Origin of the sequence: Streptomyces sp. F001 (assembly GCF_004187715.1) — a bacterium.
Taxonomy (GTDB): Bacteria; Actinomycetota; Actinomycetes; order Streptomycetales; family Streptomycetaceae; genus Streptomyces; species Streptomyces flavusporus.
The window spans coordinates 861,597-879,408 of sequence record NZ_QZWF01000001.1 but is presented as its reverse complement, the minus strand read 5'-3'; the positions used below and the strand labels follow the sequence as shown (position 1 = coordinate 879,408).

19 protein-coding genes, 6 tRNA genes and 1 pseudogene are annotated in these 17,812 nt (G+C 70.6%); 17 read left to right on the top strand and 9 right to left on the bottom strand.

The genetic code is table 11. The features are described from left to right. The first annotated feature begins 124 nt into the window (after window positions 1-124). Both cobA and StrepF001_RS04060 read left to right on the top strand, forming a co-directional pair. Entirely contained in the window at window positions 125-1,357 is a 1,233-nt protein-coding gene (gene cobA / locus StrepF001_RS04065) for a uroporphyrinogen-III C-methyltransferase (RefSeq protein ID WP_129796877.1), read from the top strand. 64 nt (window positions 1,358-1,421) lie between these two features. After that, window positions 1,422-2,240 carry an RNA methyltransferase gene (locus StrepF001_RS04060; RefSeq protein ID WP_129796876.1) on the top strand — a complete coding sequence of 273 codons (819 nt, stop codon included), beginning with the start codon at window positions 1,422-1,424 and terminating at the stop codon, window positions 2,238-2,240. Between the two features lie 34 nt (window positions 2,241-2,274). Here StrepF001_RS04060 and StrepF001_RS04055 read toward each other — a convergent pair whose 3' ends face one another. Further along, a complete protein-coding gene (locus StrepF001_RS04055; RefSeq protein ID WP_165396153.1) occupies window positions 2,275-3,702 on the bottom strand; it encodes a serine/threonine-protein kinase in 1,428 nt (475 codons plus the stop codon). Between the two features lie 196 nt (window positions 3,703-3,898). On the opposite strand from StrepF001_RS04055, the gene StrepF001_RS04050 reads away from it, so the two are divergent. The 4 genes and pseudogenes from StrepF001_RS04050 to StrepF001_RS04035 all read left to right on the top strand — a co-directional run bounded on the left by StrepF001_RS04050 (window position 3,899) and on the right by StrepF001_RS04035 (window position 6,122). Then, entirely contained in the window at window positions 3,899-4,174 is a 276-nt protein-coding gene (locus tag StrepF001_RS04050; protein ID WP_129796874.1) for a hypothetical protein, read from the top strand. A gap of 198 nt (window positions 4,175-4,372) precedes the next feature. Beyond that, on the top strand, window positions 4,373-4,579 hold the full coding sequence (locus tag StrepF001_RS04045) for a hypothetical protein (RefSeq protein ID WP_129796873.1): 207 nt from the start codon (window positions 4,373-4,375) through the stop codon (window positions 4,577-4,579). 240 nt (window positions 4,580-4,819) lie between these two features. Continuing rightward, window positions 4,820-5,827 (top strand): annotated as a pseudogene (locus tag StrepF001_RS04040) (aminoglycoside phosphotransferase family protein). Between the two features lie 7 nt (window positions 5,828-5,834). Next, window positions 5,835-6,122 (top strand): zf-TFIIB domain-containing protein, encoded by a 288-nt coding sequence (locus StrepF001_RS04035; RefSeq protein WP_129796872.1) that lies wholly within the window; start codon window positions 5,835-5,837, stop codon window positions 6,120-6,122. A 66-nt stretch (window positions 6,123-6,188) separates the two neighbouring features. Here the strand turns inward: StrepF001_RS04035 and StrepF001_RS04030 are convergent. From StrepF001_RS04030 to StrepF001_RS04010, 5 genes are all read right to left on the bottom strand, one after another. Beyond that, window positions 6,189-6,260, bottom strand: a tRNA-Val gene (locus StrepF001_RS04030). 53 nt (window positions 6,261-6,313) lie between these two features. After that, a tRNA-Val gene (locus StrepF001_RS04025) sits at window positions 6,314-6,385 on the bottom strand. 35 nt (window positions 6,386-6,420) lie between these two features. Continuing rightward, window positions 6,421-6,492: transfer RNA gene (locus StrepF001_RS04020), tRNA-Val, on the bottom strand. 1 nt (window position 6,493) lies between these two features. Beyond that, window positions 6,494-6,567 (bottom strand) — tRNA-Cys (locus tag StrepF001_RS04015). Window positions 6,568-6,605: 38 nt separating this feature from the next. Next, window positions 6,606-6,678: transfer RNA gene (locus StrepF001_RS04010), tRNA-Gly, on the bottom strand. Window positions 6,679-6,856: 178 nt separating this feature from the next. On the opposite strand from StrepF001_RS04010, the gene StrepF001_RS04005 reads away from it, so the two are divergent. Genes StrepF001_RS04005 through StrepF001_RS03995 form a run of 3 tightly spaced genes read left to right on the top strand, consistent with a single transcriptional unit; the run spans window position 6,857 to window position 9,683 of the window. After that, complete coding sequence (locus StrepF001_RS04005; protein ID WP_129796871.1) at window positions 6,857-7,984, top strand: chorismate-binding protein; 1,128 nt, start codon at window positions 6,857-6,859, stop codon at window positions 7,982-7,984. Beyond that, window positions 7,981-8,802, top strand: coding sequence for an aminodeoxychorismate lyase (locus tag StrepF001_RS04000; protein ID WP_129796870.1), 822 nt, complete (start codon window positions 7,981-7,983; stop codon window positions 8,800-8,802). The genes StrepF001_RS04005 and StrepF001_RS04000 overlap by 4 nt, the downstream gene beginning before the upstream one ends. A 59-nt stretch (window positions 8,803-8,861) precedes the next feature. Continuing rightward, window positions 8,862-9,683 carry a GNAT family N-acetyltransferase gene (locus tag StrepF001_RS03995; RefSeq protein ID WP_129796869.1) on the top strand — a complete coding sequence of 274 codons (822 nt, stop codon included), beginning with the start codon at window positions 8,862-8,864 and terminating at the stop codon, window positions 9,681-9,683. Window positions 9,684-9,697: 14 nt separating this feature from the next. Here the strand turns inward: StrepF001_RS03995 and StrepF001_RS03990 are convergent, their stop codons facing one another. Beyond that, on the bottom strand, window positions 9,698-10,216 hold the full coding sequence (locus StrepF001_RS03990; protein ID WP_129796868.1) for a DsbA family protein: 519 nt from the start codon (window positions 10,214-10,216) through the stop codon (window positions 9,698-9,700). A gap of 229 nt (window positions 10,217-10,445) precedes the next feature. On the opposite strand from StrepF001_RS03990, the gene StrepF001_RS03985 reads away from it, so the two are divergent. Continuing rightward, window positions 10,446-10,886, top strand: coding sequence for a hypothetical protein (locus StrepF001_RS03985; protein WP_129796867.1), 441 nt, complete (start codon window positions 10,446-10,448; stop codon window positions 10,884-10,886). Window positions 10,887-11,049: 163 nt separating this feature from the next. Further along, window positions 11,050-11,202, top strand: a complete 153-nt coding sequence (locus tag StrepF001_RS45435) for a hypothetical protein (RefSeq protein WP_020138043.1) — start codon at window positions 11,050-11,052, stop codon at window positions 11,200-11,202. 93 nt (window positions 11,203-11,295) lie between these two features. On the opposite strand, the gene StrepF001_RS03980 is transcribed toward StrepF001_RS45435, so the two are convergent. Both StrepF001_RS03980 and StrepF001_RS03975 read right to left on the bottom strand, forming a co-directional pair. Next, window positions 11,296-11,856 (bottom strand): CGNR zinc finger domain-containing protein, encoded by a 561-nt coding sequence (locus StrepF001_RS03980; protein ID WP_129796866.1) that lies wholly within the window; start codon window positions 11,854-11,856, stop codon window positions 11,296-11,298. A gap of 291 nt (window positions 11,857-12,147) precedes the next feature. Next, window positions 12,148-12,561 carry an SsgA family sporulation/cell division regulator gene (locus StrepF001_RS03975; RefSeq protein WP_004002642.1) on the bottom strand — a complete coding sequence of 138 codons (414 nt, stop codon included), beginning with the start codon at window positions 12,559-12,561 and terminating at the stop codon, window positions 12,148-12,150. A 191-nt stretch (window positions 12,562-12,752) separates the two neighbouring features. Here StrepF001_RS03975 and StrepF001_RS03970 point away from each other — a divergent pair, with 191 nt between their 5' ends. The 6 genes from StrepF001_RS03970 (at window position 12,753) to StrepF001_RS03945 (ending at window position 17,736) form a co-directional block, all read left to right on the top strand. Beyond that, the gene (locus tag StrepF001_RS03970) at window positions 12,753-13,205 is read left to right on the top strand and encodes a TIGR02611 family protein (protein WP_129796865.1); all 453 of its coding nucleotides are present in this window, start codon (window positions 12,753-12,755) and stop codon (window positions 13,203-13,205) included. Window positions 13,206-13,396: 191 nt separating this feature from the next. Next, a tRNA-Val gene (locus StrepF001_RS03965) sits at window positions 13,397-13,471 on the top strand. Between the two features lie 525 nt (window positions 13,472-13,996). After that, window positions 13,997-15,283 (top strand): extracellular solute-binding protein, encoded by a 1,287-nt coding sequence (locus StrepF001_RS03960; protein ID WP_129796864.1) that lies wholly within the window; start codon window positions 13,997-13,999, stop codon window positions 15,281-15,283. A gap of 14 nt (window positions 15,284-15,297) precedes the next feature. Then, on the top strand, window positions 15,298-16,254 hold the full coding sequence (locus tag StrepF001_RS03955; protein WP_129796863.1) for a sugar ABC transporter permease: 957 nt from the start codon (window positions 15,298-15,300) through the stop codon (window positions 16,252-16,254). Next, the gene (locus tag StrepF001_RS03950; protein ID WP_129796862.1) at window positions 16,251-17,126 is read left to right on the top strand and encodes a carbohydrate ABC transporter permease; all 876 of its coding nucleotides are present in this window, start codon (window positions 16,251-16,253) and stop codon (window positions 17,124-17,126) included. The genes StrepF001_RS03955 and StrepF001_RS03950 overlap by 4 nt, the downstream gene beginning before the upstream one ends. Window positions 17,127-17,136: 10 nt before the next feature. After that, window positions 17,137-17,736, top strand: a complete 600-nt coding sequence (locus StrepF001_RS03945) for a hypothetical protein (RefSeq protein WP_129796861.1) — start codon at window positions 17,137-17,139, stop codon at window positions 17,734-17,736. Window positions 17,737-17,812 lie beyond the last annotated feature (76 nt).

The window sequence follows — 17,812 nt, the reverse complement described above, 5'->3', positions numbered from 1 at the left end:
GGACCCACGCACCCGCACCCGGCAACGATGCTCAGCCACCGGACACCTGCGCCGCCTTCCCCACCCGCACCGTAAAATCCGCACGTCAGGGCCCCGCATCGCCGTAAAGAGGAGCCGCACCCTCATGGCCGAACACCCCGCCTACCCCGTAGGCCTCCGCCTCACCGGCCGCAAAGTGGTCGTCCTCGGCGGCGGCCAGGTCGCCCAGCGCCGCCTCCCGGCCCTCATCGCGGCAGGCGCGGACATCCTCCTCGTGTCCCCGGAAGCGACCCCCTCGGTCGAAGCGATGGCGGAATCGGGCGAGATCACCTGGGCGAAGCGCCGATACCAGGACGGCGACCTCGCCGACGCCTGGTACGCCCTCATCGCCACCAGCGACCACACGGCGAACACCCAGGCCTCCGCCGAAGCGGAACGGCACCGCGTCTGGTGCGTCCGCTCCGACGACGCCGACGCGGCCACGGCCTGGACCCCGGCGACGGGCCACAGCGAGGGCGTCACCATCGCGGTCCTCACCACCGACACCAAGTCCCGCGACCCCCGCCACACCGCCGCCATCCGCGACGCGGTCGTCGAGGGCCTGCGCGACGGCACCCTCGTCGCCCCCCACCACCGCACCCGCACCCCGGGCGTCGCCCTCGTCGGTGGCGGCCCCGGCGACCCGGACCTGATCACGGTCCGCGGCCGGCGCCTGCTCGCCGAGGCCGATGTGGTCATCGCCGACCGCCTCGGCCCTCGCGACCTGCTCGCCGAACTCCCGCCGCACGTCGAGGTGATCGATGCGGCGAAGATCCCGTACGGCCGTTTCATGGCCCAGGAGGCCATCAACAACGCGCTGATCGAGCATGCCAAGCAGGGCAAGTCGGTCGTACGGCTCAAGGGCGGCGACCCGTTCGTCTTCGGTCGCGGCATGGAGGAGGCCCAGGCACTGGCCGAGGCGGGCATCCCGTGCACGGTCGTCCCCGGCATCTCCAGCTCGATCTCGGTCCCGGGCGCGGCCGGAATCCCGGTCACCCACCGCGGCGTGGCCCATGAGTTCACGGTGGTCAGCGGCCATGTGGCCCCCGACGACGAGCGCTCCCTCGTCGACTGGCCGTCCCTCGCCAAACTGACCGGCACGCTGGTGATCCTCATGGGCGTCGACAAGATCGGGAAGATCGCCGAGACCCTGGTCGCGTACGGCAAGCCGGCCGACACCCCGGTCGCCCTCGTCCAGGAGGGCACGACGGCCGCCCAGCGCCGCGTCGACGCGACCCTCGCGACGGTCGCCGAGGCGGTGCGTACGCAGGAGGTGAAGCCGCCGGCCGTCATCGTCGTCGGCGCGGTCGTGAACGTGGGCCCGCATCCCTCCGCGTAACCGCGGGTAACACAACTCGTCCCGAGCCGTTGGCACCACACCCAGGACAAGGCAGTATCACCCTGTGGCCGATCTCATCACCGTCGAGGACCCCGACGACCCGCGCCTGCACGACTACACAGGCCTGACCGACGTGGAACTGCGCCGCAAGCGAGAACCCGCCGAGGGCCTGTTCATCGCCGAGGGCGAGAAGGTCATCCGCCGGGCGAAGGACTCCGGCTACGAGATGCGCTCGATGCTGCTCTCCGCCAAGTGGGTCGACGTCATGCGCGACGTCATCGACGAGCTCCCCGCCCCCGTCTACGCGGTCAGCCCGGAGCTCGCCGAACAGGTCACCGGCTACCACGTGCACCGCGGCGCGCTCGCCTCCATGCAGCGCAAGCCGCTGCCCACGGCCGCCGAACTCCTCCAGACCGCCCGCCGGGTCGTGATCATGGAGTCGGTCAACGACCACACCAACATCGGCGCGATCTTCCGCTCGGCCGCCGCCCTCGGCATGGACGCGGTCCTGCTCTCCCCGGACTGCGCGGACCCCCTCTACCGTCGCAGCGTCAAGGTCTCGATGGGCGCGGTCTTCTCCGTGCCGTACGCCCGCCTGGACACCTGGCCCAAGGGCCTGGAGTCGGTCCGCGAGGCCGGTTTCACGCTCCTCGCCCTCACCCCCGACGAGAAGGCGAGAAGCCTCGACGAGGCGGCCCCGCACCGGATGGACCGGGTCGCGCTGATGCTCGGCGCCGAGGGCGACGGCCTGTCGACCCAGGCCCTGGTCGCCGCCGACGAATGGGTCCGCATCCCGATGTCCCACGGCGTCGACTCCCTCAACGTGGGCGCGGCGGCCGCGGTCGCCTTCTACGCGGTGGCGACCGGCCGCCCCCAGGAGTAGGCCCTCCTCGGGCCGACGCCCCCGGACGTAGGCCCTACTCGGGCGCGGACTGCTCGATCGTCGACTCGAACCGCTCGGACATCAACGCGTCCTCGTCCAGCGGCCGGTGGTCCGGCTGGACGCGCTCCTGCCGCTCGCGTTCGCCGCCGAGCCCCCGGGCCGGCCCCTGGCAGCCCTGCACCACGCCGATGCCGAGCGCAACGAGCAGCGTCACCACGACGAACACGAACAGCCGCTGACGCAGCAGCCGCGGATTGGCCGGCCGCCGCCCGGCGCCGGTGTTCCGGGGCCCCGGACGCCCTGCGGTACCGCGCGGCACGGGCCGGTTCCCGCCGCCGGACCGGGTCGTACTGCGGGAAGCGGGCGTGTTCCTCGACGCCGGCGTGAGCCCCGCCCCGGACCGGGCCGACGGCGCACCCCCGCCCCGCGGCGACGTGCCGCGCGCGGGAGCTCCGCCCCGCACCGGCGCCGAACCCCGGGGCGCGCCCGGACCCCGGGTCGTGGAAATCCCGGGCGCGCCCGCCTGCCCTGGCGGACGGCGCAGCGGGCGGTCGGGGTAGGTGTCGGCAAGCCGGCCGGTGGGCCGGTCCGCCTCACCGGAGCGCGGCGCGGGCGGCCGTCCGTCCAGAAGGCCCTGCGCCTCACGAGCCGCGATCTCCTTCAGCCGCAGCGACAGTTCGAGCGTGCTGGGCCGCTCCTCGGGGTCCTTCGCCAGACAGGCCCGTACGAGCGGGGCCAGCGCGTCGGGAACGCCGTGCAGTTGGGCCTCCTCGTGGACCACGCGGTACAGCATCACCTCGGAACTGCCGTGCCCGAAGGGCGAGTCTCCGGTCGACGCGTAGGCGAGCGTGGCACCCAGCGAGAACACGTCCGTGGCCGGAGTGACCGCCGCGCCGCGGACCTGCTCGGGGGCGAGGAAACCGGGCGAGCCCACGGCCGTGCCGACGTGCGTGAGCGTGGAGGCCCCCGTGGCCCAGGCGATACCGAAGTCGATGATCCGCGGGCCCTTGGGGGAGAGCAGGATGTTGGAGGGCTTCAGATCGCGATGCACCACACCGGCCTCGTGCACGGCGACGAGCCCCTCCGAAAGAGCGGCCCCGACCGCGGCGACGTCCGCCGCGCGCAGCGGCCCCTCGTCGGCGACCTTGTCGTGCAGGGAGGGCCCCGGTACGTACTGCGTGGCGAACCACGGCCGGTCCGCCTCCAGATCCGCCGCCACCAGCCGCGCCGTGCACCCGCCCCGGATCCGCCGGGCGGCGGAGACCTCGCGCGCGAACCGTGACCGGAACTCCTGATCCTCCGCCAGGTCCGGCCGGATCACCTTCAGTGCGACCCGCTGCCCCTTCTTGTCGGAGCCCAGGTAGACAACGCCCATCCCGCCCGCGCCGAGCCGTCTGTGCAGCCTGAACGAGCCGACGACGCGCGGGTCCTCGCGCCTCAGGCGCATCATCGCCATTTTCATCCCCGCTGCCCGGTCCGTGTGACGTGGCACAGCTTACGTTTCCGTGGCCGTGTGCGCGCAGAGGCCGCGCCCTCTCGGCCCGACGGATTGTCAGTGCCGGGTGGGAGACTTGAGGGGTGGTCAAGGAGCGTGCGGGCAGGGCGGCTTCGTCCTCCTTCCGCATCCAACCACCCGTCGTAGAAGGGGGATTGGACCCGTGAAGGGTGACCGAGTCGAGATAGTCGTGGACGCCGGGGACACGACACGTACGTACGAGGTGGTGGCGAGCAGGGCGGGCCGCAGGGTGGAGACGGCGGTACGCTGGGGCGTCGTGGAAGTGAGCGAAGTCACCCGAAACGGGTCTGTGATCCGTACGGCCCGCTTCATGGCGAACCGGGTCCTGGCCCTGGTCGAGCAGCCGGTACCGCGTGAGGACAGCTCGGAAAAGCCCGGACACATCGGACGTCCCCTCCGGGAAGACCCGGAGACCTAGGACCGCGTCTCCACCCAGGGGAGTACTCCCCAGGTGACCGCTCATCCTCCGGGAGGCCCGCCAATCGGTACGAGGGCATGACGCCCCGCACCCGCCGCGCCCCTAGATTTGAGGTCAAGCGGCGGGTGCAGCACTCGTCCCCCGAGGTCAGACACCCGCCGCTGCCAACGACAACTGAGAACGGTCAGGAGAGGGACCATGGCCTTCACGGCACCGCGGACGGCGATCCGCACGCAGGGGCGCAAGGCGTACGCCGCGTTCCGCCCTCGCCGTACGGGCCGCCGCCACCCCCTGGTGGCAACGGCAATGGCCCTTCCCCTGGCGGTCCTGCTCCTCGTCGTCTTCGACGGCTGGGAGACAGTGGCCACACAGGCGTCGTCCGTGGGCGTGATGCTGGGGCGCTGAGCGGCGACCCCAGGCCCGGAAGAGCGGTCCGGGCGGGGACATCCACCCATAACCCCGTGGGGACGGGGGTGCGGCGGACGGCAAAATGCCGGCGCAGCTGGGGAGCTGCGCCGGCATTGCTTTGCGCCTGGGCGGCTTCACGGCGCCGGGCTGCGCGACCCCCCGCAGCCCCAACGCCCCGCACCCGCCGAGCCTCACGGCCGTACCCTCGCTAAAACCGTCCCACGCCGAGGGAGACCCGTGACAACCCCGCTGCTTTTCGAGCTGACCGCCCGGGCCAGACACGCAGCCCATCCGCACGCCGACACCTGCGCCTGCGGAGCCACCGTCACCCTCGCCGACCGCCCCGACGCCACAGTCGTCCGGCACGCAGCCACCGTCGCCAAGGCCCACGCCCCGGGCACCGACCCCGTCGGACTCACCCCCCGCCTCACCACGGCGACCCGCATCCCGACGTCCTGCTGTCCCCGCTCAGCCCGACGCCGGTCACCCTGCACGGCCGCCTCGTCACCTTCTGGCCGTACGGCACCCCCGTCGACCCCGACGCCCCGGACCAGGCCCCCTGGGAGGCCGCCGCCACCCTCCTCGCCCGCCTCCACCGCACCCCACCCCCCGTCCCCCTCCCACCCATGCGCGGCCCGGCCAAGGCGGCCCGCGCCATCGCCCGTCTCCGCTCCGCCGGCCGCCCGCACCCCGCGGCACCCCTGGTCCTGCGCGCCTGGGCAGCCCTCCCGCCTGGGCCCGCGCCGAGGCCCCCCTGCGGACACCAGCACTCTCTGCCACGGCGACCTCCACCTCGGCCAGCTCGTCCGCCACCCCGTACCCGCCGGGCCCTGGCTGCTGATCGACATCGACGACCTAGGCGTGGGCCCCGCGGCCTGGGACCTGGCCCGCCCGGCCGCCTGGTACGCCTGCGGGCTGCTCACGCCCGACGAGTGGACCCGCTTCCTGACCGCCTACCGTGTGGCCGACGGCCCCGCTGTCCCGACGACCGGCGACCCCTGGCCCGCCCTGGACGTCCCCGCCCGCGCGCTCACCGTGCAGACCGCCGCCCTCGCCATCGCCAAGGCCGTCGTTGCGGACCGCCCCTTGGACGAGGTGGAACAGTCCCTCGTCGACGCCTGTGCCCGAATGGCTCCCTCCCCGCCCAGTTGCCCCGGAACGACGCGAAGTAGGGTGCAACCGACCGCAGCCGGACAGAGTCTGTTCTGGCGATACGCGAAGCAGGACCGAACGGCGAGGAGTTGAGCCGAGCATGCAGTGTCCGAAGTGCCACGCGCCGATGCACACGTACAACCGCAACGGCGTCCAGATAGAGCAGTGCGCAAACTGCCGCGGGATCTTCCTGGACTACGGCGAGCTGGAGGCCCTGACCCGCCTCGAGTCCCAGTGGTCCCAACCGGGCCCGCCGCCCCCGCCCGCCGCGCAGTCCTACCCTGCCCCGTCCGCCCCCGCCTGGGGTGCTCCGCACGGCGGCCACCACGGGGGCCACCACGACAGCCGCCGCCACAAGAGCTTCGGTCGCATGCTGTTCTCCAGCTGAGCCCGACACTACGTGCTCACGACGGAACCCCCGGCCGTACGAGACGGCCGGGGGTTCCGGGGCGTGTGGACGATACTGGGATTGAACCAGTGACCTCTTCCGTGTCAGGGAAGCGCTCTCCCGCTGAGCTAATCGTCCTCGGGACCATGATCACTCCACGTCACTCCGAGGAGCCGATCACGGGCACTGCGTGCGCGATACTGGGATTGAACCAGTGACCTCTTCCGTGTCAGGGAAGCGCTCTCCCGCTGAGCTAATCGCGCGGGGATCCTTGCGGATCGAGGTCCTTGCGGACCAGTGGACGATACTGGGATTGAACCAGTGACCTCTTCCGTGTCAGGGAAGCGCTCTCCCGCTGAGCTAATCGTCCTTGGAGGTGGAGACGGGATTTGAACCCGTGTAGACGGCTTTGCAGGCCGTTGCCTCGCCTCTCGGCCACTCCACCAGGAGTGTAGGGGACCGGGAGGATCCCCACTTCCTTCGAGCGGACGACGAGGCTCGAACTCGCGACCTCAACCTTGGCAAGGTTGCGCTCTACCAACTGAGCTACGTCCGCCTGTCGTTTCGGTCGGCTTGCGCGTCCCGGCGACGTGTTGAACTCTAGCGGATTCCGGGGCCAGTACAAAAACGCGTTTGTGCAGCGTGCTGCCCTGCACCTGGTCACGGACGCGGTCGGACCACCGGGAAGGACACGCCCGGGCCACCTGCGGGACACCCGCCATAGACTCGGCAACGTGCTCGACCTCCCTCCTCTCGCCCGCTTCGGCGACCGTGTCGCCACCGGCCTCCTCGATGTCACCAGCGACCCCTCGGCCCTGGACTCCGCCGGTTTCTGGGCCGTTGTCGCGGACTTCGAGGGCCGTCTGACCTGCGCGCGTTTCGCGGAGGTACGACAGGAGCCGGTACCCGCCCCGGTGCCGGGGCGGTGGCGAGGACCGGACGTCGGTGACTGGACGTCGTCACTCGACCGTGCCGCGTACATGGCGGGCGTGCGCCGCATCCGTGAGCACATCGCGGCCGGCGAGGTCTATCAGGCGAACCTCTGCCGGGTGCTCTCCGCGCCGATCGCACCGGACGCCGACGTGGAAGCCCTCACCGCACTGCTGGCCCGCGGCAACCCGGCACCGTACGCAGGAACGATCCGGCTGCCGGAGCACGGCGTCGAGACGGCCACCGCGTCCCCGGAGCTCTTCCTGCGCCGCGCCGGCCGCACCGTCGAGTCCGGGCCGATCAAGGGCACCGGCCGCACCGAGGCGGACCTCCTGGCGAAGGACTACGCCGAGAACGTGATGATCGTGGACCTGGTCCGCAACGACATCGGGCGCGTCTGCGCCACCGGCACCGTGACCGTCCCCGACCTGTGCGCCGTGGAGAAGCACCCGGGACTGGTGCACCTCGTCTCCACCGTCCGCGGCGAACTGCGTGCCGACGCGGGCTGGCCGGAACTGTTCGACGCCGCCTTCCCGCCCGGCTCGGTCACCGGTGCCCCCAAGTCGAGCGCCCTGCGGATCATCGACGCGCTGGAGACGGCACCCCGGGGGCCGTACTGCGGCGGCATCGGCTGGGTGGACGCCGACCGGGGAGTGGGCGAGCTGGCCGTCGGCATCCGCACTTTCTGGATCGACCGGGCGGAGGGCGTGCTGCGCTTCGGCACGGGCGCGGGTATCACCTGGGGGTCGGACCCCGAGGGGGAGTGGCGGGAGACCGAACTGAAGGCGGCCAGGCTGCTCGCGGTAGCGTCGGGGGCGTACGAGGTGAGTGGAGAGGGACTGACGACGTGCTGTGCCGGCCCGGGGGGCACCCCCTGGATCCCCGGCCGGTCCGACGCCCCCGGTACCGACTTGCGAGGAAGCGACCAGTGAAGCTTTGGCTCGACGGCGGGCTGCAGGACATCGAATCCGCCCGCGTCTCCGTCTTCGACCACGGGCTGACCGTGGGCGACGGCATCTTCGAGACCGTGAAGGCGGTGGACGGCAGGCCGTTCGCGCTCACCCGGCACCTCGACCGGCTGACCCGCTCGGCCCGTGGCCTCGGCCTGCCCGACCCGGACCTCGACGAGGTCCGCCGTGGCTGCGCCGCCGTCCTCGAGGCCAACCCCATGCCGCTCGGCCGGCTGCGCATCACGTACACCGGCGGCCACGGCCCGCTCGGCTCCGACCGCGGCGAGCACGGCCCGACCCTGGTCGTCGCCCTCGGCGAGACCCCGCGCCGCCCCGATTCCACCGCCGTGATCTCGGTCCCCTGGACCCGCAACGAGCGCGGCGTGCTCACCGGCCTGAAGACGACCTCGTACGCCGAGAACGTCGTCGCCCTGGCCCGCGCCCACCAACAGGGCGCGTCGGAGGCGCTGTTCGCCAACACGGTCGGACAGCTCTGCGAGGGCACCGGCTCCAACGTCTTCGTCGTCCTCGACGGCGAGATCCACACCCCGCCCCTCGCCTCCGGCTGCCTCGCCGGCATCACGCGCGCGTTGACCGTCGAGTGGACCGGCGCCAAGGAGACGGACCTCCCGCTGGACGTCCTGGAGCGGGCGGACGAGGTCTTCCTGACCTCCACGCTGCGCGACATCCAGGCCGTCCACCGCGTCGACGAGCGGGAACTGCCGGGCGCCCCGGGCCCGGTGACCGCCAAGGCCATGCGGGTCTTCGACGAGCGGTCCGGGAACGACCTCGATCCCTGACGGCAGACGCCGCGGAAATTCGGCTGACGCGGATCGCCGCGGCGGGTAGAACACCCCTGATGACCACCACCCTGCGGCCGATCGAGCCGCTTCAGCGCGCAGCCGACGGGGCGCTGTCCCGCCACTACCACGTGTGCGTGAACGGCCGCCCCGTCGGCGCGATACACCTCGCGACACACGCCCTCTTCGGGCCCAGGGTCGCCCAGATCCGCGACCTGCGCATCGAGGAGGCGGACCGCGGACGCGGCCGGGGCACCGTGGCCGCGCTGGCCGCCGAGGAGGTGGCGCGCGGCTGGGGCTGCAGCCGGATCGAGATCACGGTGCCCGCCGACGCCACCGCGCTGCGGTTCGTCGCAGCGCTCGGCTACGTCGAACGCAACCGCGGCATGGAGAAGGCCCTCGGCGCCATGGCGCCCGAACTTCCCGCGGGCAGCCGGGGCAGGCCCATGACGCCCGCGGAGTACGGGCCGTGGCTCGCCTACAACAAGGCCCACTACGCGCAGAGCTGGATCGACCGCGGGGTGGCCGAGGACGAGGCATGGACCAAGGCGGAACGGGACCACGCCCATCTGCTCCCGCACGGCGTCGCGACCGAGAACATGCTGCTCAGTGTCCTGGAGCACGAGGGCACCAGGGTCGGCACCCTGTGGCTCGCGCTGACCGAGGACATGGCGTACGTCTACGACGTCGAGGCCGACGAGCGCTTCCGGGGCCAGGGCCACGGCCGCTCACTGATGCTGCTGGCCGAGAGGCAGGCGGTGGACGCCGGGAAGGAAGTCCTGCGCCTCAACGTCTTCGCGGGCAACACTCCGGCCGAGCGGCTCTACGAGTCACTGGGCTATGTGCCGGTGAGGTACTTCCTGTACAAGAACCTGCTCTGAGCCCCGCTCCGGGTTCAATCCCGCTCGGCCAGCAGCCGGTCCGCGATCTCCTCGATGCGCTCGCGCAACCCCTCCTGGCTCTTGCCGCCGTCGAGACGCTCCCCTCCGATGACATACGTCGGGGTGCCGGTCACGCCGATCGCCTTGCCCTCGGCCTGGTCCGCGTCCACGATCAGGATGTGCCGGCCGTCGACGAGGGCGGTGTCGAACTCCTCGGCGTCCAGGCCGAGTTCACCGGCCACCTCGACCAGGAAGGGTTCCCCCCTACGGTCCAGCTCCTCCACCCGAGCCAGCACGGCCTCGACATACGGCCACCCCTGCCCCTGCTCCACGGCCTCCTCGGCGGCCTGCGCGGCGGCGAAGGCGTGCTTGTGCTTCTCCAGCGGGAAGTGCCGCAGCCGCAGCTCGAGCCGGTCGCCGTAGCGGGCGCGCAGCGCGCGGATGTCGTCCAGGGCACTACGGCAGTCCGGGCACTGGAGTTCGCACCAGATGTCGAGGACGGGCGCGGGGCGGGTCGGGGAGGAGTCGTTCATGAACCCCAGTCTCCCAGCCGTGGTTCGACCGGCCCAACCGGGACCTCGGACTGGTCGGGCCGCGGTTGCCGGAACGCGTGCGGCCATACGTCCGAACCGGCACCTGCGGAGGAGCTGACCCGGAGATGTCCCTGATGTCCGGTCGGAGCGTGGCCTGCGAGGGCGCGGGGGGTGCAGGATGGAAGGGGCGAAGCGCCCCCTGCCCGACCGAGCCCGCATGGAGGACCGGATGATTGCCGAGACCGTCTGTTCCGCCGTTGCCGCGGCCGGCCTGGGCATCGCGGCGGTGACGGCGTACCGCAAGCGCTTCCTCACGGCCGTCCGTATCGCCGCCTACTCACTCGTCCCCCTCGGTCTGGTGATGACCGGGGTCGTTCAGTGGGCCGCCGACACCGCCTTCAGCCCCACGGCCTGGGCCGGCTTCGGCGTGCTCGGCGGCGCCTGGCTGCTGTTCGCCGGCACACGCGCGGTGGAGCGGCGCCGGGGCGGCACCCGCAAGGAGCGCAAGGCAGCCAAGGCGGCCCAGTCCGACGCCCTGGCCCCGCACGCCTCCGCGCCTTCGCTGGGTCCGGCCTCCTCTGCGACGGCCAGGCCCCAGCCGGGGCCCCGGGCCGATTCCGCGGACGACTTCAGCGATATCGAGGCCATCCTGAAGAAGCACGGCATATGACGTCGGCCCGATGACTGAAACGAACCAGAGATCGCGTGCGGTCGTAAGCCGGACGGCCTGAGACACCGATCGTGCACAAGATCATGGAATTCGGCGAACTCCCGTATCTTCCGAGCGTGTTGATCGCGTAGGGGGTGTCTGCTGCGCCATCATCGCCCGCGAGATGCTGGACACGACACAGAGCGACGCCGCGCCACCTCAGGACGAGCCGCGCGGGTGCCTTTTCGCCCTTTCCCAGCCACCGCTGATGATCTTCCTTGCGGTGATCGGGTGTCTGCTGCTCATGGCTGCGCTGCACGATCTGCTGCTGCTCTGAGCCGTACGCGCGGTCCCCGGCGCCACCCGCCGGGCACCGCGTCGGCACCGGTGTCCCGCTTCCGCCGACCGCCGCCCGTCCCGCCGGGCGTCGTCAGCCCGTCGCCTCCTTGCGTCGAGCCCGGTACGCGGCTACATGCAGGCGGTTTCCGCAGGTGCGGCTGTCGCAGTAGCGGCGCGAACGGTTGCGGGAGAGATCGACGAAGGCGCGTCGGCAGTCGGGGGCCTCGCAGCGCCGCAGCCGTTCCTGTTCCCCGGCGACCACGAAGAAGGCGAGCGCCATGCCGCAGTCGGCCGCGAGGTGATCGGCCACGGAGGCGCCGGGCGCGAAGTAGTGCACGTGCCAGTCGTAGCCGTCGTGGTCCGTGAGCCGGGGCGTGGTGCCGGCGGCGGCGACCAGATCGTTGATCATTCCGGCCGCGGTCCGGGCGTCCGCCGCCGCGAAGATCCCGGCGAACCGGCTCCGGATCTTGCGGACTGCCGAGAGGTCGAACTCCGAGAGCACCCCGACGTCGCTGATCTCGTGCTTTCGTACAAAATCCGCGAGAGCCGCGACATCCGGCAGCCCGTCCGGCGTCGTGTCGTCCTCCGGTGCGGTGTTCACCAGATCGACCACGGTGTCGAGCGCGCACCGGGTGTCGTGGGTGATCAGCACGTTTCGCTCCCTGGCCTGGGGGTCGGGCAGGCGCCCGCCGATGCTGGCCGATGGTAGTGGCTCGCGGAACGGCGCCCCACTGCCTGCGCCCCGCACCAGCCTGCGCCTGCCGGTAGAACGCCGGCCGGCGGCAGCGCGGTTCCCGGAAGGCGGGGCGGGGGCGAAATACGCGCACCGGCGCCGCCCCGCGGAGGTGCACGGTGGCGACGTCGGTGTGTGCCGTATGCGGTTGTCCTGGCCCGAGCCGTCTCCCCGAGTTGGACGGCGTCGGGCAGCTCTGTGAGGCCTCGCCTAGCTTTCCGCCAGAATGTGCGAGAGCTCCTGATCGAGATCGAAGTGCCGGTGCTCGGTGCCGGGTGGCACGGCGGCGTCGGTCCGCTTCAGGAACGACTCCAGGGCCCGCGCCGGGGCCTCGAGCAACGCCTCCCCCTCCGGGGAGCTCAGGGCGATGCACACGACGCCCTGACCGTGACTGCGCGACGGCCAGACGCGGACGTCGCCGGTGCCGGTGGGCCGGTGAAGCCCTTCGGCGAGGAGGTCGCGGGCGAACACCCACTCGACGGTTTCCTCGGCTCCGGTGTGGAAGGTGGCGTGCACGGCGTAGGGGTCGGCCGTGTCGTACCGCAGGCCTGCGGGGACAGGCAGGGAGGACTCGCTCGACACAACGAGGCGCAGGTGCAGCTCGCAGCTGACCGTGGTGTTCATAAGCGCCAGGGCCTTTCGCTCAGTGTGCGCTCGGGGATTCGCACGTCGGCGAAATCGACATGCCACCTACGGTGCCGTTGTAAACCCCTCTGAGTGTTTTGCGTGTCTTTACGTAACTCTTCCGGCCGAGAACCCGTTCGTCGGGTGCGTCCATTCCGGTGATCGGATTCGGTCGGGTAGGGTTTGGCCGTATGAACACGGGGAGTAGCGAGCCTGGCGAGGCGGCCGTGGCGGCGGACGAGACGAAGCGGGACGAGGTGCAGCACGAGCGGGGGCTCGGCTCGAGGGCGCCGGAATTCATCAAGGGGCGCCGACTGCTCCATGTGAGCTGGCAGGTCGGCGTCTTCCTCGTGGGCCTGGCGGTCGTGGTCGGCGGCATCATCCTGCTGCCGCTGCCCGGACCGGGCTGGGTGATCATCTTCGGCGGCATGGCGATCTGGGCGACCGAGTTCGTCTGGGCCCAGCTGGTCCTGCGCTGGACCAAGCGCAAGGTCACCGAGGCGGCCCAGCGCGCCCTCGATCCCAGGGTGCGGCGACGCAACATCATCCTGACGACGATCGGCTGCGTGATCATCGGTGTCCTCGCCGGTGTCTACCTCTGGAAGTTCGGCCTCATGATGCCGTGGAAGATCGAGAACCAGTGATCCGCTGCTCCGCGGGCAGGGCCTGTCCGGCGGATCAGGTCGCAGGAAACCGGCGGTGACTCATCGGCGCAGATGGGCGTGCCGAGCCCCGCGTCTGCGGCATGATCCGCCGGGCAGGCCCTGGGGCTCAGGTGCCGGCCGACGCCGGTCACAGGCACCGCCTGACATGGGGTAATGTTCTTCCTGCGCCCGGGCGATTAGCTCAGTGGGAGAGCGCTTCGTTCACACCGAAGAGGTCACTGGTTCGAACCCAGTATCGCCCACCATCCGAAGACGGCGGCCCACCTGCGAGAGTGCAGGTGGGCCGCCGTTGTTCGTGCCGACGGCGGTGTCCGCTCCGAGCCCGGCAGTGATCATCGTCTGCGGGCCGGACCTCGCCGCGTGGCCGACGCACCCGCTCCGGGCCCGCATCGATCAGTGTCTGCGGGCAGCACCTCACCGCACCTGAGCGGGTCCAAGATCCGCTTCGTCGCGGATCGGTTCACCATCCGCGCCCGCCTCGCCGACCGTCCTGCCGACGCCCACCCCTTCGACGTCTTTCAGCCGAACGCCACACCCGTACGGCACCCCGCCCACCGTCCGACCAGCCGACCGCACCCGTCTCACCTGCGGTGTCACCCCACGCCTCCGCCCCCGGCCCCCGAATCGCGTCGGATCACGGAGCCGCTCCGCAAGAAAATCCTGTCCGAATCATTGACGCACTCCGAGGCCCCTCGTAGCTTGTGCCAGCAAGCGCTTACTTGAAACGATTCATGCAGTCGGCAATGACGCTGCGGGGAGGGGGCCCAACCATGGGAACCAGCAGGAATGTTGAGAGGCGTACGATCCTGAAGGTGGCCGGGGCCTCGGCAGCCACGCTCGGGCTGGGTGCCACGACCGCGTGCGGTGGCGACAGTGGTTCCGGAGACGGAACGGTGACGCTCCGTTACGCGTGGTGGGGTGGCGAGCCGCGCACCATCGCCATCAAGAAGACGATCGCGCTCTTCGAGAAGAAGTACCCGAAGATCAAGATCAAGCCGGAATTCACCGACTACGAGGCTTTCTGGGAGAAGTTCCAGACCCAGGCCTCCGGCGGGAATCCGCCGGACGTCTTCCAGAATGCGGTCGGCTTTCTGCGCAAGTACGACAAGCGCGGCGTTCTGATGGACCTCAAGGCGCAGGCGGACGCCGGGAATCTGAGCCTGGAGAACTTCCGCAACGGCGTTCTGGCGAACGGTCAGGTCGACGGCAAGCAGATCGGCATACCCGTCGGCGCCAACACCATGGCGCTCGTCATCGACCTCAAGGCCTTCAAGAAGGCGGGCGTGGAGGCGAAGTTCGGCTGGACCTGGGACGAGTACTTCGACGCGCTGCAGACGATCCAGGACAAGCTGAAGATCGCCGGTGACACCGGCTACTTCAGCATCATGTACCTCTACGACCTCTACCTGCGTCAGAACGGCAAGGCCTTCTTCACCGACTCCGATCTCGGCTTCACCGAGGACGATCTGACGCAGTGGTGGGAGGACGGCTACAAGCGCGTGCGGTCCGGGCTCGTCGCCGACCCGAAGAAGGTCGAGCAGGTCAAGCCCAAGTCCGCGCTCTCCGCGGGGCTCGCCGCGTCCGAGTTCACCTGGGACAACTTCTCCATCCGCTACGAGGGCGAGGGCGAGTCCGACTACGGGCTCGCGCCGATCCCCACCACGGACGGCAAGGACACCGGCCAGTACCTCGGTTCGCTGATGCTCAGCGCCTTCTCCGGGACCAAGCACCCCAAGGAAGTCGCCCAGTTCATCGACTTCATGGTCCATGACCCCGAGGTCGGCAAGATCATGGGCTACGACCGCGGCATCCTCGCCACGACCGAGCAGTACGAGGCGTTCACGCCCACCGACGACAACAACAAGGGCGTCAAGGCGTACGAGGAGGAAGTCGCCGCGGCCGGTGTCCTCGGGAAGATCACCCCGCACCCGTCCGGTACGGACGTCATCGAGGCGGCGTTCCTGCGCCTCGGCGGCGAGGTCGCCCAGGGCAAGACCAAGCCGGCCGACGCCGCGAAGGCGCTGTTCAGCGAGGCCAAGGCCGCGTTCGCGGGCTGAGGGGACGTACCACCATGACGCTCGTCAAGGAAGCGCCCCCGCGCCCGGCGAAGAAGCGGCCCGCCGCTCCTGCCGCCGGGCGGGGCGGGCGGCGCCGCGAGAACCTCGCCGGCTATCTCTTCATGTCGCCGTGGATCGCGGGCTTCCTGCTGCTCACGGCGGGGCCGATGATCGCGTCGCTGTACTACGCGTTCACCAGCTACAACCTGTTCACGCCGCCCCAGTGGGTGGGGCTGGACAACTTCACGACGATGTTCCAGGACCCGCGCTGGCAGAAGTCGGTCGAGGTCACGCTGAAGTACGTCGTCGTGGCCACACCGCTGAAGCTGCTGCTCGCGCTCGGAGTGGCGCTGCTGCTCGCGCAGAAGCGGCGTGGACAGGGCCTGTACCGGGCCGCGTTCTACATGCCCTCGCTCATCGGCGCCAGCGTCTCCGTCGGTTTCGTGTGGCGGGCGCTGTTCTCGGACGACGCGATCGTGGACCGTACGCAGAAGATCTTCGGTCTCGATGTGGGCGGCTGGATCGGCAACCCGGACTACGTCATCTACGCCCTGGTGGCGCTGAGCATCTGGCAGTTCGGCGCGCCGATGGTCATCTTCCTGGCCGGCCTCAAGCAGGTCCCGCAGGAGCTGTACGAGGCCGCCGAGGTGGACGGGGCCGGTCCGCTGCGGCGGTTCTGGAACATCACGCTGCCGATGATCTCCCCGGTGCTGTTCTTCAACGTGCTGCTGGAGTCCATCCACGCGTTCCAGGTGTTCGGCTCCGCGTACGTCGTCTCCGACACCCGGTGCGGGCCCGCCGACGCCACGCTCGTCTACACCTGTTACCTCTACCAGAAGGGCTTCAAGGAGGCCCAGATGGGCTTCGCCTCCGCGATGGCCTGGACGCTGGTGATCGCGGTGGCGCTCGTCACGGCGGTCCTGTTCTGGTCGCAGAAGAAGTGGGTGCACTACGAGGAGGCCGCCAAGTGACCAGTGCCACCAGCCCTGCCCTGCGCACCGCGAACGAGCGGCGGCGCGTCGGATCGATCGCCTGGCACGTGGGCGCGCTCGTCGTGCTCGCGGTCGTCCTGTATCCCGTGATCTGGGTGGTCGGTGCCTCGTTCAAGCCGAGCAAGGACATCATCGCCAGCCTCGACCTGTTGCCCACCGAACCGGTCTGGGCGAACTTCTCCGGGCTCGCCGACGGCATCTCCGGCATCCCCATTACCAGCTTCTTCACCAACTCGCTGATGTACGCGGTCCTGGCCGTGGTCGGTGTGGTGCTGTCCAGCTCGCTGACCGCGTACGCCTTCGCCAAGATCCGGTTCGCCGGGAGGAACCTGCTCTTCACGCTGATGATCGGCACGCTGCTGCTGCCGTACCACGTGCTGCTCATCCCGCAGTACGTGCTCTTCCGCAACCTTGAGCTCACCGACACCCTGGTGCCGCTCGTCGCGGGCAAGTTCCTGGCCACGGAAGCCTTCTTCGTGTTCCTGATGGTGCAGTTCATGCGCGGGCTCCCCAAGGAACTCGACGAGGCTGCCAAGCTCGACGGCTGCGGGCATCTGCGCACCTACTGGTCGATCGTGCTGCCGCTGAGCCGGCCCGCGATCATCACCAGCGCGATCTTCACCTTCATCAACGCGTGGAACGACTTCATGGGACCGTTGATCTACCTCAACACCCCGGAGAAGTACACCGTTTCGCTCGGCCTGATGATGTTCCGCGACCAGGAGGGCATCTCCAACTACGGCAGCATGATCGCGATGTCGTTGGTGGCGCTGATACCGGTCATCGCCTTCTTCATGGCCTTCCAGCGCTACCTCATCGACGGTATGGCGACCTCCGGACTGAAGGGCTGAGGCGGTCACCATGGCGCAAGCACGCGTGAAGGCCCGCTCCCCGCGCAAGGAGTCCGTGTTCGGCGAGCGCTTTGCGGTCTTCGCCGAGTGCCTGCTCACCGGCGTGTGGATCGCCGTGGCCTGTCTCGGGGGCGTCACCTACCCCGCGGCCTTCGCCGCCGGCGCACGGCATCTGCGGCGTAGTACGGCCCACGAGGGCGGCGGCTGGCGGGAGTTCGTCGTGGACTTCCGGGCGGCCGTGCGCGGCGGGTGGATCGTCGGGCTCGCCGGGTGGGCGGCGGTGGCCGCGGTCTGGGTGGACGTCCAGGCCGCGCGCGCCGGCATTCCCGGCGGGCCGTTCGTCGGGGCGGTCGGCCTGTTCGCGCTGATCGGGCTCACCGTCGCAGGGCTGCGTGCGGCGGCGGTGTGGACGCCGGGCGCCCGGTGGCGGGCGCTGCTGGCGGACGCCGGGCGTCGGACGGTCCTGGACCCGGCCGGGTCCTTCCTGCTCGTCGGCGGACTGGCGGTCGTCGCCTGTTCCGCCCTGTTCGTCGCGCCGCTGGCGGTCCCCGTCCTCGGGGCCGTCGCGGCGGCGGCGGTCGCCGTGGAGGAGCGGTACCGGCACCGCTGACCCCGGTGGTGCACCAGGTCGGCGCCCCCGGGGCGTCGTACCTCTCTCTGTCATGCCCCTGACCACCCTGCACTCG

Excerpts from the sequence above, each read along its gene's own strand:
- cobA (WP_129796877.1), top strand. The coding sequence starts at position 125 with ATGGCCGAACACCCCGCCTACCCCGTAGGCCTCCGCCTCACCGGCCGC.
- StrepF001_RS04055 (WP_165396153.1), bottom strand. The coding sequence starts at position 3,702 with ATGAAAATGGCGATGATGCGCCTGAGGCGCGAGGACCCGCGCGTCGTC.
- StrepF001_RS04045 (WP_129796873.1), top strand. The coding sequence starts at position 4,373 with ATGGCCTTCACGGCACCGCGGACGGCGATCCGCACGCAGGGGCGCAAG.
- StrepF001_RS04035 (WP_129796872.1), top strand. The coding sequence starts at position 5,835 with ATGCAGTGTCCGAAGTGCCACGCGCCGATGCACACGTACAACCGCAAC.
- StrepF001_RS03995 (WP_129796869.1), top strand. The coding sequence starts at position 8,862 with ATGACCACCACCCTGCGGCCGATCGAGCCGCTTCAGCGCGCAGCCGAC.
- StrepF001_RS03990 (WP_129796868.1), bottom strand. The coding sequence starts at position 10,216 with ATGAACGACTCCTCCCCGACCCGCCCCGCGCCCGTCCTCGACATCTGG.
- StrepF001_RS03985 (WP_129796867.1), top strand. The coding sequence starts at position 10,446 with ATGATTGCCGAGACCGTCTGTTCCGCCGTTGCCGCGGCCGGCCTGGGC.
- StrepF001_RS45435 (WP_020138043.1), top strand. The coding sequence starts at position 11,050 with ATGCTGGACACGACACAGAGCGACGCCGCGCCACCTCAGGACGAGCCG.
- StrepF001_RS03975 (WP_004002642.1), bottom strand. The coding sequence starts at position 12,561 with ATGAACACCACGGTCAGCTGCGAGCTGCACCTGCGCCTCGTTGTGTCG.
- StrepF001_RS03970 (WP_129796865.1), top strand. The coding sequence starts at position 12,753 with ATGAACACGGGGAGTAGCGAGCCTGGCGAGGCGGCCGTGGCGGCGGAC.
- StrepF001_RS03960 (WP_129796864.1), top strand. The coding sequence starts at position 13,997 with ATGGGAACCAGCAGGAATGTTGAGAGGCGTACGATCCTGAAGGTGGCC.
- StrepF001_RS03955 (WP_129796863.1), top strand. The coding sequence starts at position 15,298 with ATGACGCTCGTCAAGGAAGCGCCCCCGCGCCCGGCGAAGAAGCGGCCC.
- StrepF001_RS03945 (WP_129796861.1), top strand. The coding sequence starts at position 17,137 with ATGGCGCAAGCACGCGTGAAGGCCCGCTCCCCGCGCAAGGAGTCCGTG.